13 protein-coding genes are annotated in these 13,284 nt (G+C 68.3%); 6 read left to right on the top strand and 7 right to left on the bottom strand.

Annotated elements, in window-relative coordinates:
* Positions 1-21 precede the first annotated feature (21 nt).
* From ACH4U7_RS30165 to ACH4U7_RS30155, 3 genes are read left to right on the top strand one after another with little or no spacing between them, the layout of a single operon-like run.
* Entirely contained in the window at positions 22-432 is a 411-nt protein-coding gene (locus tag ACH4U7_RS30165) for an SseB family protein (protein WP_398530948.1), read from the top strand.
* Positions 419-940: a hypothetical protein gene (locus ACH4U7_RS30160; protein ID WP_398530947.1), complete on the top strand. Its 522-nt coding sequence runs from the start codon at positions 419-421 to the stop codon at positions 938-940. Before ACH4U7_RS30165 ends, ACH4U7_RS30160 begins: the two co-directional genes overlap by 14 nt.
* Positions 940-5,418 (top strand): putative T7SS-secreted protein, encoded by a 4,479-nt coding sequence (locus ACH4U7_RS30155; protein WP_398530946.1) that lies wholly within the window; start codon positions 940-942, stop codon positions 5,416-5,418. Before ACH4U7_RS30160 ends, ACH4U7_RS30155 begins: the two co-directional genes overlap by 1 nt.
* A gap of 1,030 nt (positions 5,419-6,448) precedes the next feature.
* On the opposite strand, the gene ACH4U7_RS30150 is transcribed toward ACH4U7_RS30155, so the two are convergent.
* The 3 genes from ACH4U7_RS30150 to ACH4U7_RS30140 form a co-directional block, all read right to left on the bottom strand.
* Entirely contained in the window at positions 6,449-6,706 is a 258-nt protein-coding gene (locus ACH4U7_RS30150; protein ID WP_398530945.1) for a hypothetical protein, read from the bottom strand.
* The gene (locus tag ACH4U7_RS30145) at positions 6,703-6,873 is read right to left on the bottom strand and encodes a hypothetical protein (protein WP_398530944.1); all 171 of its coding nucleotides are present in this window, start codon (positions 6,871-6,873) and stop codon (positions 6,703-6,705) included. Before ACH4U7_RS30145 ends, ACH4U7_RS30150 begins: the two co-directional genes overlap by 4 nt.
* Positions 6,874-7,024: 151 nt before the next feature.
* Positions 7,025-7,507: a hypothetical protein gene (locus tag ACH4U7_RS30140; RefSeq protein WP_398530943.1), complete on the bottom strand. Its 483-nt coding sequence runs from the start codon at positions 7,505-7,507 to the stop codon at positions 7,025-7,027.
* Between the two features lie 117 nt (positions 7,508-7,624).
* Between ACH4U7_RS30140 and ACH4U7_RS30135 the strand changes: the two genes are divergently transcribed.
* Entirely contained in the window at positions 7,625-8,467 is an 843-nt protein-coding gene (locus ACH4U7_RS30135; protein WP_398530942.1) for a helix-turn-helix domain-containing protein, read from the top strand.
* Positions 8,451-8,663, top strand: a complete 213-nt coding sequence (locus tag ACH4U7_RS30130) for a DUF397 domain-containing protein (RefSeq protein ID WP_398530941.1) — start codon at positions 8,451-8,453, stop codon at positions 8,661-8,663. The genes ACH4U7_RS30135 and ACH4U7_RS30130 overlap by 17 nt, the downstream gene beginning before the upstream one ends.
* A 32-nt stretch (positions 8,664-8,695) precedes the next feature.
* On the opposite strand, the gene ACH4U7_RS30125 is transcribed toward ACH4U7_RS30130, so the two are convergent.
* The 3 genes from ACH4U7_RS30125 to ACH4U7_RS30115 all read right to left on the bottom strand — a co-directional run bounded on the left by ACH4U7_RS30125 (position 8,696) and on the right by ACH4U7_RS30115 (position 11,287).
* Positions 8,696-9,286 (bottom strand): hypothetical protein, encoded by a 591-nt coding sequence (locus tag ACH4U7_RS30125; RefSeq protein ID WP_398530940.1) that lies wholly within the window; start codon positions 9,284-9,286, stop codon positions 8,696-8,698.
* A 6-nt stretch (positions 9,287-9,292) separates the two neighbouring features.
* Complete coding sequence (gene htpX, locus ACH4U7_RS30120; RefSeq protein WP_398530939.1) at positions 9,293-10,204, bottom strand: zinc metalloprotease HtpX; 912 nt, start codon at positions 10,202-10,204, stop codon at positions 9,293-9,295.
* A gap of 174 nt (positions 10,205-10,378) precedes the next feature.
* Positions 10,379-11,287, bottom strand: a complete 909-nt coding sequence (locus ACH4U7_RS30115; RefSeq protein ID WP_398530938.1) for an LLM class flavin-dependent oxidoreductase — start codon at positions 11,285-11,287, stop codon at positions 10,379-10,381.
* Positions 11,288-11,340: 53 nt separating this feature from the next.
* Between ACH4U7_RS30115 and ACH4U7_RS30110 the strand changes: the two genes are divergently transcribed.
* On the top strand, positions 11,341-12,258 hold the full coding sequence (locus tag ACH4U7_RS30110; protein WP_398530937.1) for a Cof-type HAD-IIB family hydrolase: 918 nt from the start codon (positions 11,341-11,343) through the stop codon (positions 12,256-12,258).
* A gap of 91 nt (positions 12,259-12,349) precedes the next feature.
* Here ACH4U7_RS30110 and ACH4U7_RS30105 read toward each other — a convergent pair whose 3' ends face one another.
* The gene (locus ACH4U7_RS30105; protein ID WP_398530936.1) at positions 12,350-13,162 is read right to left on the bottom strand and encodes a hypothetical protein; all 813 of its coding nucleotides are present in this window, start codon (positions 13,160-13,162) and stop codon (positions 12,350-12,352) included.
* Between the last annotated feature and the right edge of the window lie 122 nt (positions 13,163-13,284).

Below are 13,284 nucleotides of genomic sequence, written 5' to 3'. Positions count from 1 at the left end.
ACCTGTGTGAAGATAGCCCTCATGTTTGGGGGAGGGAACACCAGACCGCCAGGTCAGGGCGGCAAAGCAAGCCTGGCCGACCTGGTCCGCCAGGAGACCGCCGCGCAGCTGTCGGAGCGGGAGAAGTGGGCAGCGCTTCGGAAGGCGCGGCTGTACTTCCAGCGCCCGGAGAACCCGGGCTTCCTGGTCTCGGAGACGGCGGAGGCCGGCCCGCTCGTGCCGGTCTTCACCTCGATCGAGGGCCTTGCGCGTTTCGCGGGAGCGTGCGGATGGGCCTCCACGACGGTCGAGGACCTGGTGGGGCTGTTGCCCGAGGGCGTACGGGCGTTGGTGGACCCGCTGGGCAAGCACCCGTTCCTGCTGGACGCGCAGACGCTGCGCGAGGCAGAGGACGAGGACCAGGGCAAGGGGGCTGACGATGGCGGATCCTGACGCGCGGAATGTGAACCGGGCCCCCAGCGAGGGTGGCCCGGACGGCAAGTACGGCGGCAACGAGGGCGCTGACGGCTACAAGATCGAGATCGCTGCGGTGAAGGCTCTGATCAGCCCGTTGGAGGAGTCGGTGGTCGGGGCCCGGGCGGTGAAGAACGGCCAGGAGAAGCTGACGGCTTATCTCCAGCACTGTGGCGCGCCCGATCTCCTGGAGTCAGGCAAGGCGTTCGTCAAGGCGTGGGGTTTTGGCATGGGTGAGCTGGCGGACCACGCGGATGTGGTGGTGGAGCGGCTGTACGAGGCCATGGCCGGGTACATGCTGGCGGACTTGATGCGGGTGAAGGACTTCTGGCCCTCGGACGCGAATATGGCCAAGCTCCCGTCGGGCGCGGCGGGCAAGTGGTCCTGGGAGCACGTGGGCGCGCCGGAGATGGAGAAGCGCCCGGGAGACACGGCGTTGGCGAAGCTCGCGCGCAAGGCGCTGGCCGGGTACGAGGATGAGTCCTGATGGCGGACCCGGATGCGGTGCGACCGCCGCAGATACGCATACCGGTGGGCGCCAAGCCCAAGGACCTGATCCCCGGCAATCCCGACGATGTCGACGACTTGGTGCTGGAGCTACGCGCGTATGCGGGCGCGTTCCAGGATGGCAAGGACAAGCTGCGGCCGGCGGATCTGGAGGATTGGCAGGGCAGGGGGGCGGGTGAGTTCAGGAAGGCTGTCGACCGGCTGCCGAGGGAACTGACCTCGGGCCACGACCAGTTCACGCACGCGGCGAGTGCGCTCGCGTCGTACGCGACCAAGCTGCGCTCCGTACAGAAGCGCTGTGAGCCGATCATTGAGGACGCGGATGCGGCGCGCGCGGCGTCCAAGGCGCACAACAAGAAGGTCGAGACCTACAACGACGCGGTGACGCGCGGCGACGAGCAGCTGCCGGAGAAGCCCGCGGAGACTGATCCGGGCATCTCCGCGATGGAGGACTGTGTCGGTCGGCTGGACAAGCTGGTCGCCGAGTTGCAGCTGGTCGTCGACGCGTCGAAGAAGAAGATCGACAAAGCGGCGGAGAAGGCCCCGAACAAGCCGAGCAACTGGCATAGGGCCGGGGAGAGCCTCAAGGACGGGCTGTGGAAGGTCCATTACGCCATCCTCGATCTGGGCAGCATCCCCGCCTCGCTCCTCGAAGGCGACGGCGCAGGGTTCTCGATGCTGCTGGCCGGCATGCTGGACGGCGCGGCGTACGCGGCGGCGCACCCGAAGGAGTTCGTGAAGGCGGCCACCAACTGGGACATGTGGTCCAAGGACCCGATCCGCGCGGCCGGCGAGATCACCCCGTCGCTGCTGCTCGCCGTGGCCACGGGCGGTTCGAGCGTGCTGCGCAAGGAGCTGAAGAACGTCGGCAAGACCCCTGCCGAGCGGCTGGCGCTGCGTAAGAAGGAGCTGGGCCGGGACGGCGAGGCGCACGACCGGGCGGACCGCGAGGGCACGCACGACCAGTGCGGGCCTGAGAAGAAGGAGTGCGGCGACCCGGTCGACGTGGTGACCGGGGAGATGGTCATGTCGGCCACGGACGTGTCCCTGCCCGGCGCGCTCCCGCTGGTCCTGGAACGCACCTTCGTCTCCGGCCACACCTGCGGCGGCTGGTTCGGCCGCTCCTGGGCCGCCACCCTCGACCAGCGGCTGGAGCTGGACGCGGACGGGATCGTGTTCGTCGCGGCCGACGGCATGCTGCTGCGCTACGCCGTGCCCCGTCCCGGGGAGGACACATACCCGGTGCGGGGCCCCCGCTGGCCGCTGCGCTGGGACGGTACGGCGGGCGGCACGATGCGGATCGAGATCCCGGAGCAGGCCCGCACCCTGCACTTCACACCACTGGCGGGTAATGAACTCTCCCTCCAGATGATCGAGGACCACAACGGTCGGTCCATCACCTTCGTCTACGATCCGGATGGCACCCCGCGCGAGGTGGTGCACTCCGGCGGCTACCGCATCGCGATCGACACCGACCCGGAGCTGCTGCGCATCACCGCACTGCGCCTGCTGGGCATCGGCAACACGGAGGCGGGCACCACGCTGGTCTCCTTCGGCTACAACGGCGCGGGTGACCTGACCGAGATCTTCAACTCCACCGACGAGCCACTGCGGTTCACCTACGACGACCAGCACCGCATCACATCCTGGACCGACCGCAACGGCACCAGCTTCGGATACGTCTACGACCACCGGGGCCGAGTGCTGCGCACCATCGGCTCGGACAACATGATGACCGGCCGCTTCCACTACGACGAATCGGCCCGCACCACCATCTACACCGACTCACTGGGCCACCGGACCACCTACGTCTACAACGAGGCGTGCAAGGTGGTGACCGAGACCGATCCGCTGGGCCACACCACCCACACCCAGTGGCACCCGCAGAACAACCGCCTCCCGCTGTCGGTGACCGACCCGCTGGGCCACACCACGCGCTACGCGTACGACGACACCGGCAACCTCATACGCGTGGACCGCCCGGACGGCACGGCGGCCACGGCTACGTACAACGCCTACGGCCAGCCGCTGGAAGTCCGAGAACCCGACAACGCGGCCTGGCGCCACACATACGACGACCGAGGCAACCGCACCCGAACCACGGACCCCACAGGCGCCACGACTCACTACACGTACGACGAGGCGGGCAACCTGAGCTCCGTCACGGACCCGCTCGGCCACACGACGAACGTTGTGTGCAACGAGGCGGGCCTGCCGGTCGAGGTCACCGACGCCCTGGGCAACACGACCACCGTCCGCCGCGGCACCCACGGCCGCATCACCCGCATCACCGACCCCCTGGGCCATGTCACCCGCCAGGGCTGGACCATCGAAGGCAAACCCTCCTGGCGCACCCGCCCCGACGGCACCCGCGAGACCTGGACCTGGGACCCCGAGGGCAACCTCGTCGAACACACTGACCCGGCGGGCAACACCACCCGCTACACCCACACCCACTTCGACCTCCCCGCGACGCGCACGGCCCCGGACGGAGCGACGTACGCCTTCACGTACGACACCGAGCTGCGTCTGACGACGGTCACCAACCCCCGGGGCCGGACGTGGACCTACACCTATGACGGCGCAGGCCAGGTCACAGCCGAGACAGATTTCAACGGCCGCACGCTCAGGTACGCGCACGACGCCGCAGGCCGCCTGATATCCCGGGAGAACGGCGCGGGCGAAACCCTCACCTACGCCCGCGACACGCTGGGCCGCACGATCGCGTCGCGCGCGGCGGAGGGCACGGAGACGACGTTCGAGTATGACGCCGTAGGACGCCTGACGCAGGCGGCGAACCCGGACGCGGAGCTGCGCCGTACCTATGACGCGCGGGGCAGGGTCCTGACCGAGACGGTCAACGACGAGACCACCATCTACGCCTACGACCATGCGGGCAATCGCACCGAACGGATCACCCCGAGCGGCCTGCGCTCGGAATGGACACACGACGCGACGGGCCGCCCCACAAGGCTCACCACGGCGGACAACGCGCTGCACTTCGCCTACGACACGGCGGGCCGCGAGACCTCGCGCACACTCGGCGACGACGTAAGCCTGACCCAGACCTGGGACGCCCTGGACCGCCTGACGACCCAGTCCCTCACCCACGGCGACACGTCCACGCTGCTCCAGCACCGGGAGTACGCCTACCGCCAGGACGACCACCTCACCGAAATCCGCGAGCTGACCTCCGGCACCCGCCGCTTCGACCTCGACCCGGTCGGCCGCGTCACGGCGGTCCACGCCCACGGCTGGACCGAGACCTACGCCTACGACAGCGCGGGCAACCTCACCCACGCCACCGCCCCCAACCACGAGGCCCCCGGCGACCGCCAGTTCACCGGCACGATCATCCACCGCGCCGGCCGCACCACCTACGAACACGACGCCCAGGGCCGCCTGGTCCGCCGCACCCGCAAACTCCTCAACGGCCAGACCCGCACCTGGACCTACACCTGGAACGCGGAAGACCGCCTCACCCACGCCACCACCCCGGGCGGCGAGGAGTGGACCTACACCTACGACCCCCTGGGCCGCCGCACCACCAAACAACGCCTCGCCGAGGACGGCACAGCCGCCGACCGGATCCACTTCACCTGGGACGGCACCCGCCTAGCCGAACAAACCACAAGGGACGGGGCCACGACAACCTGGGACTATGCCCCAGGAACCCACCGCCCCATATCCCAAACCGAGCGCCGAACTCCGCTGGATCCAACGGAGGAGCAAGCGTCATCCATCCTCCACGCGGCCGACAGCACCCCCCAATCGGAGTACGACGCCCGCTTCCACGCCATCATCACCGACCTCGTCGGCACCCCCACCGAACTGGTCACCCCCGACGGCACTCTCGCCTGGCAACACCGCACCACCCTCTGGGGCACCCCTCTCCCCACCCCACCCGGCACAGCCGACTGCCCCCTCCGATTCCCCGGCCAATACGCCGACCCCGAAACCGGCCTCCACTACAACTACTTCCGCCACTACGACCCCGAAACCGCCCGCTACACCTCACCGGACCCCCTCGGCCTCGAACCAGCACCAAACCCCACAACCTACGTAGACAACCCCCATATCCGTATCGACCCGCTAGGCCTATTCGGGTGCGGGATCTCTGATGACCTTTACGACGAGATCGACTCCAAATACGGACCGGACATCGCCGATGGTGTTGACTATAATCTTCAGGTCATGAATGGGCGGGACGGGGATCGCGCGGCGAGTCACACAATTCCAGGGGTCGGAAAAGATGCCCGAGCACTCGCCGAGTACTTCGCAGGATTCAAAAATGCAGAATTCACCCACATTGATACCAAAATCAATGAGGGGACGTCTCAGGCGTATGCTCTCTATGACGCCGATAAGGGTGTAGCCATCATCAAGAATGCCTATATGATCCATGGCTATAAAATGAGCCCAGAGGCCTTCGCAAAACGCTACGAATCCATTGGATGAGGTGACAATGAGAACAGAAGTGAAGCTCGAAAGGAAGAACGCAGGGTACCAGATTCGACTAACCAAGGCACAGCATTGGCTCTTGGTTAACTCCCTTTCGGCCATGCTGGAGAGCATCCAATATCCAGGTGAACTAGATCTCATGCTTGGGCCAGCTGGCGCTAGGCTAGAGGAACTGTTCTCAGCTGCTGTGCCCGCCGAGGCTGGCAGCCGAATCGTGTTGGACGTTAGCTGCGAGGAAGCGCACTCCATTTACGCTCTTCTGATCTGCTTGCCGTCGCTCTTCTCGACCGAGGAGACCTTCCATAGGCGAGTCGGAGCCTATAGGGAGAATCTCATCGGGCTTGCTGCGGGTCTGTCATCGGCCATCCGCGAAGTAAATCAATAGCGCCCCACAGAGTGGGCTCACGGTCGCCCCGTCTATATCGATATGAAGGCGCGTTGCGCTAGATGAGTCGCTTCTTTCGATCGATAGGCGAGACGTGCGGAACCCGTTCGAGCCCCTTTGCCGAGTGAGTATCCCGGCTCATAAAGGTTCAGCAAAGCCAGGGCAAGCAGTACGAGAATCTGTAGCCGTCCGACTTCGACGGCGGCCCCGCCCGATACATCGGACATCAGATGCCTCACTGCAGTGGGGTCCGAGGAGCAAGTGAGCTGGCGGATGAGCGGGGCACGCAGACGCGTCGCTGCTGACCGTGCAGGAGAACAAGTTCCACGCAGACACCGCGGCCATCCAGCAGTGCCTCCGGGTGCATCCGCAGCTCACGACCGGAGAGATGGACGGGGTTTTCTGGTGTGGCGGGGTGCTGGTGAGCTGACTCTGACCACGCCAGCGCCCCGTCGCCCGCCCGCCGGACGGGAGATCAGACGTTCAGCCAGCGGCGCTTTACGCGGCCCCGCCCGTCACAGACGTAACAGGAAGTAGCACGGGCCCGGGCGACCCGGTTGGGAGCCTGTCAAAGCGCCTCCGGGCCTTCACCTGTCGGCCTGGCCTCTACGGCGGGACGAGACAGAGATCCATATGCCGACGTCACTCCCGCCGTGGCCCGTCGTAGACATCGGGACGCTTCTTCGCCTCCTCCGGAAACTGGACGTTTCCGGCGTCGGTCATCCACTCCAGCCCGCCTGCGGCCGGACGCAGGAAGGCGACGCGGGGCCCCGGCATCCTGTGGTCGAAGATGAGATCGTCAACGTGACAGATGTCCTGGAGGACACCAACGCGCCCCGTGGCGGCGTCGTACGGTTCCTGGCCCACCTTCGGGCCCTTGTACGGAGTCGGCCGACTCATGCGGGCAACCCCCAGCGGGCCGTACGACTCGGTGTTTCGTGGGACGGGTGGCGGCGACGCAAGATCTCGTATGCGGTCGCCTGGCCGAAGTCCCCGTCCTGCTTGGCCTTCTCGCGCAACGCGGTGTACTCCCTGCACTTCGCGCAGCCCCGAGTTCCAGCGGTCATGCCCCGCGCCATCAACGACCTCACCGCCGAGTCCCCCGCTCCAGGTGCTTACGGATCGCCTTGGCCAGAGCCTCCGCGCGCTGCTCCAGCTCCTTGAGAGTGGGGCGCGGGCCGGGACCTCCCGGCGTTTCCTGTGGAGGTGTCCCGGCGCTCATCGCGTCATTCCCAACGCCCGCTCACGCTCGTACTGGACGACGTACAACCCCACAGGGTCGGCATCCCAGACGATCGGGAAGCGCTCAGCAGCAGGGATGCGCGGGAGGGGGAGCGTGGGCGGGTCCTCGTAGACGACAGATGAGGACGCGGAGAGCTCGACGGTGTCGGCGACGGGCATCGGAGGCGGCGGTACAGGAGGGTGGACCGGGCGAGCTGCCATGTGTGCCGCGCTATGCCGACCCTGTTCGGTCGCGATGACGTGCCGCATGCGCCGCAGCAGTTCTCCAGTTGCGCTCACCGTGCGGCGCTTCACCGACATCCAGCCCGCTCGCAGCGATTCGAGCGACCGAAGTGCGGCGTCCTGTAGCCGGTGAGCTATGGGGACAGACACGAATCGGAGGTCACTCGTGTTCGCAGCGTCTGACGCGGAGTCGATGATCTGTTCGGGGGGAACCATCATCAGGGGGCCTTCTTTCATCTGGCACTCCTGCTCGTGACCAGTAGTCACCTTGCGTGGTCACAGCCTGTCGCCCCGCGCGTACGATCTGAAGTCATTGATGTCCCAACCGGCCCATCGGGAAAATGAGGTTGCTCGATGCCAGCTCGGCCACGCGCACTGACGCCAGATCGCTCCGCCCGCCACCTGTTCGGTTCGGAGATGCGCCGATTGCGTGAAGCGGCGGGGATGTCTCTTGAGGCCCTGGCCGGGGTCACCAAGTTCAGCAAGAGTTCGCTGGCGCGGTTCGAGACGGCAGAATCCATGATTCCGCCGGAACTGCCGCCCATGCTCGACGTGGCGTTTGGAACGGATGGCATCTTCGGCAAGCTCTACGCCCTTGCTCGTCACGAGATCCATCCGGACAAGTTCCGACGACGCATGGAGCTGGAGGCCCGAGCCATCCGGATCAGGGAGTACTCACCTCAGATCGTTCCCGGCTTGCTACAGACTCCGGCGTACGCCGAAGCTCAGTTCCGCGTACACCTGCCGGACGCCTCCGACGATGAGGTTGAGCAACTACTCACGGCCCGGCTCAGCCGTCAGGAACTGCTCTCGAAGGAACCCCAGCCTCACTACGCGGCAATCTTGGATGAAGGCGTTCTACGGCGTCGGTACGGCAGTTGGGCCGTGATGAGGGAACAGCTCAGCCGGTTAACCGAGTTGGCGCTGACTCCTGCGTCGTTCGTGCAGGTGCTTCCCTTCGAGCACGGAGGCCATGCCCTTGCAGGCGGAGCGTTGTCCCTGCTGACGCTCGATGATGACTCCCCCGTAGCCTATGAAGAGGCCACGACAACTGGGACACTCGTCGAAGAAAAGGAAGAGGTCCGGGCCCGCATCCGGGCCTACGATCTGCTGAGCGCTTCGGCGCTGTCCCCCGAGCAGTCGGCGGGGTTCATCCGGTCCGTTTTGGAGGCACTTCCTGATGAGCACAACCCCTGACCTCACCGGTGCTCGGTGGGTCAAGTCCTCGTTCTCCGGCAACGGAGGGGCTCAGTGCGTCGAGTGGGCGCCGAACATCGCCGCCTCCGGACTGGTCCCTGTCCGGGACTCCAAGACCCCCGACGGCCCAGCGCTCATATTCGAGGCCGCCGCCTGGGCGTCATTCGTGGCCTTCGCCAAGACGCGCGACATCTGACACCCGCCCGCAGCGGGAAGCCCCTGGGGCGCTCAGCCGGCCATACCGGGCGCGCCCCACACCGGGAACCAGCGGCTCAGGTCCTCCTCGACCCGTAGGTCGTCGCCGAGCAGCCCCCGCACCTGGAGCTCCAGCGCGTTGTCGCGCTTCTCGCCGCGGGCGGGCAGCGGGGCGAAGGGGTAGAACGTACCGCGCTTGTACAAATACACCAGCGCGAGCGGCCGAGCCTCCGCGTCCCGGAAGCCGACCAGGGAGCACAGCAGCTGCGGGCCGAAACCGGCGTCCTGGAGCAGGGTGTTGACCGCGTGCAGATCGCTCACCAGGGCCGCCAGATCGTCCCGTGGCTGCCGCGCCAGCAGCCAGGTGTAGCCGTACTCGTCGCGGCTGAACTCGACGGGCACCCCGCCGCGTTCGGTGTCCGCGTCCAGCAGGGCCCGTACCTCTTCCTGGAGCCGGTCGAAGGCGCCGCCCTCGACGCTCGCGAAGCACACCGAGCCAAGACCCGTGGGGGTGAACCCCGCCCCCGCCTCCAGCGTCACCGCGGCCGATGGCAGCGCGAAGAGCTGGTCGAGGTCGGGCCGTACGGGCCTGCTGCGGCCGAGGACGGCGTCCCAGAACCCCATGGCTCCTCAGCTCCTCTCCGCCCGGCCGAGCTGCGCGGCGATACGGGCCAGCTGGTCCAGCCGCTGCTCCAGCGTGGGGTGCGAGGACAGCAGCCGGCTCAGGCTCTCCCCGCTCAGCGCCGGGGCGAAGTAGAAGGCGTTGAACGGCTCCGCCCGGCGCAGGTCGCGGGTGGGTATTCGGGCTATCTGCCCGGTCACCTTGGTCAGCGCGGCGGCCAGCGCCGAGGGACGGCCGGTCAGCAGGGCACCGGCGCGGTCGGCGCTCAGCTCCCGGTAGCGGGAGAGCAGCCGGGTGAGCAGGAAACTGATCGCGTAGACCACGGCGCTCACCAGCGGGATGATCAGCACCGCGATGGCGGTGTTGGGGTCCCGGCTGTTACGGCTGCTCAGGCCGCCCCACAGGGCGACGCGGGTCATGATGCCCGCCAGGACGCCCAGGAACGAGGCTATGGTCATGACCGCCACATCCCGGTGAGCGACATGCGACAGCTCATGCGCGAGCACGCCCTCCAGCTCCTCCGGCTCCAGCCTCCGCAGCAGCCCCGTCGTCGCGCAGACCATCGAGTTGCGCTGGTTGCGGCCGGTCGCGAAGGCGTTGGGCACATCGGAGTCGGCGATGGCCACCTTCGGCTTGGGCATATCGGCGAGCGCGCACAGCCGGTCGACCGCGCCGTGCAGCTCGGGCGCCTGCTCGGGGGTGACCTCCCGGGCGCCCATGGAGAACGCCGCGATCCGGTCGCTGAACCAGAACTGCGCCACGAACAGCCCGCCCGCGATCAGCAGGATCAGCGGCCAGGCCCCGCGCAGCAGGGCCAGCAGCACGCCGACGAAGACCACGTAGAGCAGACCGATGAAGAACATCGTGGTCACCATGCGGGTGGTCAGCCCCCGGTCAGGGGCGTATCGGGTGCGTGGCATGGGTGCCTCCCAGCAACGGTGGTGGCCGGAATCTCTACACCCGATTCTGCGCCCTATAGCCGTCTTGTCAGAGTAAATCCGCCTCGATCTGACAAAACCAGTCACATAGGAGTGAAGGCCTTTGATCCATTCGCACTATTTGAGGTTGCGGGACCAGGGGCTGGGCCTCTCCGGCTACCCGTCGAGCTGCGCCAGACCGTCCGTGGCGATCTTCTCGAAGACCGCGAGATCCGCCGCGAAGACCGAATCGGGGATCGGCCAGTGCAGCACGATCTCGTCGATGCCCAGCCGTGCGTGCTCCCCGGCGAAGTCGACGAACGCGTCGACGGAGGAGAGCGGGCGCTTCGGATCGGGGGTGAAGCCGGTGAGCAGGACCTTGTCCAGCTCCGCCACGTCCCGCCCGGCCTCGGCGCACGCCTCGCCCAGCCGGTCGATCTGGCGCCCGATGGCGGCCACCGACTCGGCCGGCGTCCCCGTCTCGTAGATCTTCGGGTCGCCCGTGGTCACCCACGCCTGCCCGTGCCGCGCCGCGAGCCGCAGCCCGCGCGGGCCGGTGGCGGCGACGGCGAAGGGCAGCCGGGGCCGCTGGACGCAGCCGGGGATGTTGCGCACCTCACGCGCGCTGTAATGCCGGCCCTCCTGGGTCACCGCGTCCTCGGTCAGCAGCCGGTCGAGCAGCGACACGAACTCACCGAAACGGTCGGCCCGCTCACGCGGCGTCCACGCCTCCTCGTCACCGGACAGCAGCGCCGTCGCGTCAAAACCGGAGCCGCCCGCCCCGATGCCCAGGGTGATCCGGCCGCCGGAGATGTCGTCCAGGGAGATCAGCTCCTTGGCCAGCGTGACGGGGTGGCGGAAGTTCGGGGAGGTGACCAGGGTGCCAAGCCGCAGCCGGGACGTCGCCGCGGCCGCCGCCGTGAGGGTCGGGATCGCCCCGAACCAGGGTCCGTCACGGAAGCTGCGCCACGACAGGTGGTCATAGGTGTACGCGGCGTGGAAACCCAGCTCCTCGGCGCGCTGCCACACCTGGCGGCCGCCCTCGGACCAGCGGCGTACGGGAAGGATCACGGTGCTCAGTCGCATACCGCCGAGCCTAGGCCAGCCTGAAGGCACTCGTGCGCGGCATATGCGGGAGGATGGTTGCCGTGACTCCAGCAACCGAGCAGTCCGAGACCCCGGCCGCAGGCAGATCCCACTCCACCACACCCCGACCCCGGCTGATCGCCACCGACCTCGACGGCACCCTGTTGCGCAATGACAAAACGGTCTCGGACCGCACCGTCGCCGCCCTCGCCGCGGCGGAGCGTGCGGGTATCGAGGTGTTCTTCGTCACCGGCCGGCCGGCCCGCTGGATGGGCGTGGTCAGCGAACATGTGCACGGCCATGGCTTGGCCATCTGCGCCAACGGCGCGGCCGTCGTCGATCTGCACGACGGCGGCCGGCTGCTCGACGCGCGCCCGCTGCCCGTGGACCGGGCGCTGGCCATCGTGGAGGCGCTGCGCGGCGCGGCCTCCGGCACCTCCTTCGCGGTCGAGCGCACCGAGGGCATCGCATACGAACCGGACTACCCGCCCTTCCACCGCGACCCGAGCGCGATCATCGCCGCCGCCGAGAAGCTGCTGGACGAAGACGGCGAATGCGGCGGCACGCCGGTCCTCAAACTGCTCGCCCACCACCCCGCCATGGCGCCCGACGCCTTTTTGGAGCTGGGCCGCACGGTGGCGGGGGCACACGGCGACTTCACCCGCTCCAGCCCGACCGCCCTGCTGGAGGTCAGCGGGCTCGGGGTGAGCAAGGCCAGCACCCTGGCCCGGTGCTGCGCCCGCCGGGGCATCGCCCCCGAGGAGGTCGTGGCGTTCGGCGATATGCCCAACGACCTGGACATGCTGGCCTGGGCGGGCACCTCGTACGCGATGGCCAACGCCCACCCGCAGGTGCTGGCCTCGACCACCAGCCACACCGCGAGCAACGAGGAGGACGGCGTCGCGGCCGTCATCGAGCGGATCCTGGAGGAGATCCAGGAGGGGGTCCAGGAAAGGATCCAGGAAGGCTGAGGCGCTCGGGGCGGATCCGGGGCGGGCCGTCCCCCGGCCGGGTGGCCGGGGGACGGTTCCGCAAGCCCGGAATCGGTACGACCGAATCGGTTTACCAGAAGAAGACGGCGTATCCGGCGCCACCGGCGTCGCCCGCCGTGCCGGGCGCTCCGGCAGCGCCGCCCAGGCCGCCGTCGCCGCCTTCGCCCCGGATCCCGGGCGGATCGACGAGGCCGTCGACCTCTTCGCCGCCCCCGTCTCCGGTTGTGCCGCTGTCGCCGGTCCGGCTCACACCGCCCGTGGTGCACGTGCCCGTGCCACCGGCGCCGCCCGCACCGTCGGCGCCGTTGGTGGCACCCACCCCGGCGCCACCGCCCGCGCCACCAGTACCGCCGGTGGCGCTGAGGAGCAGGGCGCTGCTGGGAGCGGTCACGCTCGTGGTGCCACCGGTGCCGCCGTTGCCACCGTTGCCACCGATGGGCCCGAGGGTACCGGCGGTGCCGGCGCCACCCAGGTTCACCGTGTAGCTCTGCAGGGCCTGGACCGGGATGACGCACCAGGTGAAGCCACCGGCGCCGCCGCCACCACCGTCGCCGCCGACACCGGTACCGGTCGGGGTGGCACCGCCACCGCCACCACCGCCGCCGCCACCAGCACCCCAGGCCTGGACGTGCACCGAGGTCACACCCGGGGGAGGCGTGAAGATCCCGTTCGCGGTGAACTCGCGCACCCCGTGCAGGACGGTGGGGTACTCCGGCGGTCTGGGCGGCCTGGGGCGACCGTCGCCCAGGGGGCTCTCGTCCGCGATGGCGGCGGGGGCCGCGGTCAGCAACTGGCTGCTCAGGGCCACCGCGCTCACTGCGGCGGCCAAGACGGCCCGGAAGCGCGCCCGGGATCGTTTGGAGGTTGCGCTCTGGCTGTTCACGTGATGACTTCCTTCCCCGCGTCGGGCCAATGACTGTCGCGGAGTGCGATGGGACGATAAGAGGGAAAAGCTGACAAGCTGACCAAGCGGCCCGCGAAGCTCATCCCACTGCCCGTTAAGGG

The organism is Streptomyces sp. NPDC020845, assembly GCF_044334165.1.
Classification (GTDB): domain Bacteria; phylum Actinomycetota; class Actinomycetes; order Streptomycetales; family Streptomycetaceae; genus Streptomyces.
This window is presented reverse-complemented; position numbering and strand designations above follow the sequence as displayed.

Coding starts and splice junctions, on each gene's coding strand:
- ACH4U7_RS30165 (WP_398530948.1), top strand. CDS start 22: ATGTTTGGGGGAGGGAACACCAGACCGCCAGGTCAGGGCGGCAAAGCA.
- ACH4U7_RS30160 (WP_398530947.1), top strand. CDS start 419: ATGGCGGATCCTGACGCGCGGAATGTGAACCGGGCCCCCAGCGAGGGT.
- ACH4U7_RS30130 (WP_398530941.1), top strand. CDS start 8,451: ATGAGCACAACCCCTGACCTCACCGGTGCTCGGTGGGTCAAGTCCTCG.
- htpX (WP_398530939.1), bottom strand. CDS start 10,204: ATGCCACGCACCCGATACGCCCCTGACCGGGGGCTGACCACCCGCATG.
- ACH4U7_RS30150 (WP_398530945.1), bottom strand. CDS start 6,706: ATGAGTCGGCCGACTCCGTACAAGGGCCCGAAGGTGGGCCAGGAACCG.
- ACH4U7_RS30135 (WP_398530942.1), top strand. CDS start 7,625: ATGCCAGCTCGGCCACGCGCACTGACGCCAGATCGCTCCGCCCGCCAC.
- ACH4U7_RS30155 (WP_398530946.1), top strand. CDS start 940: ATGGCGGACCCGGATGCGGTGCGACCGCCGCAGATACGCATACCGGTG.
- ACH4U7_RS30110 (WP_398530937.1), top strand. CDS start 11,341: ATGGTTGCCGTGACTCCAGCAACCGAGCAGTCCGAGACCCCGGCCGCA.
- ACH4U7_RS30125 (WP_398530940.1), bottom strand. CDS start 9,286: ATGGGGTTCTGGGACGCCGTCCTCGGCCGCAGCAGGCCCGTACGGCCC.
- ACH4U7_RS30115 (WP_398530938.1), bottom strand. CDS start 11,287: ATGCGACTGAGCACCGTGATCCTTCCCGTACGCCGCTGGTCCGAGGGC.
- ACH4U7_RS30145 (WP_398530944.1), bottom strand. CDS start 6,873: ATGACCGCTGGAACTCGGGGCTGCGCGAAGTGCAGGGAGTACACCGCG.
- ACH4U7_RS30140 (WP_398530943.1), bottom strand. CDS start 7,507: ATGAAAGAAGGCCCCCTGATGATGGTTCCCCCCGAACAGATCATCGAC.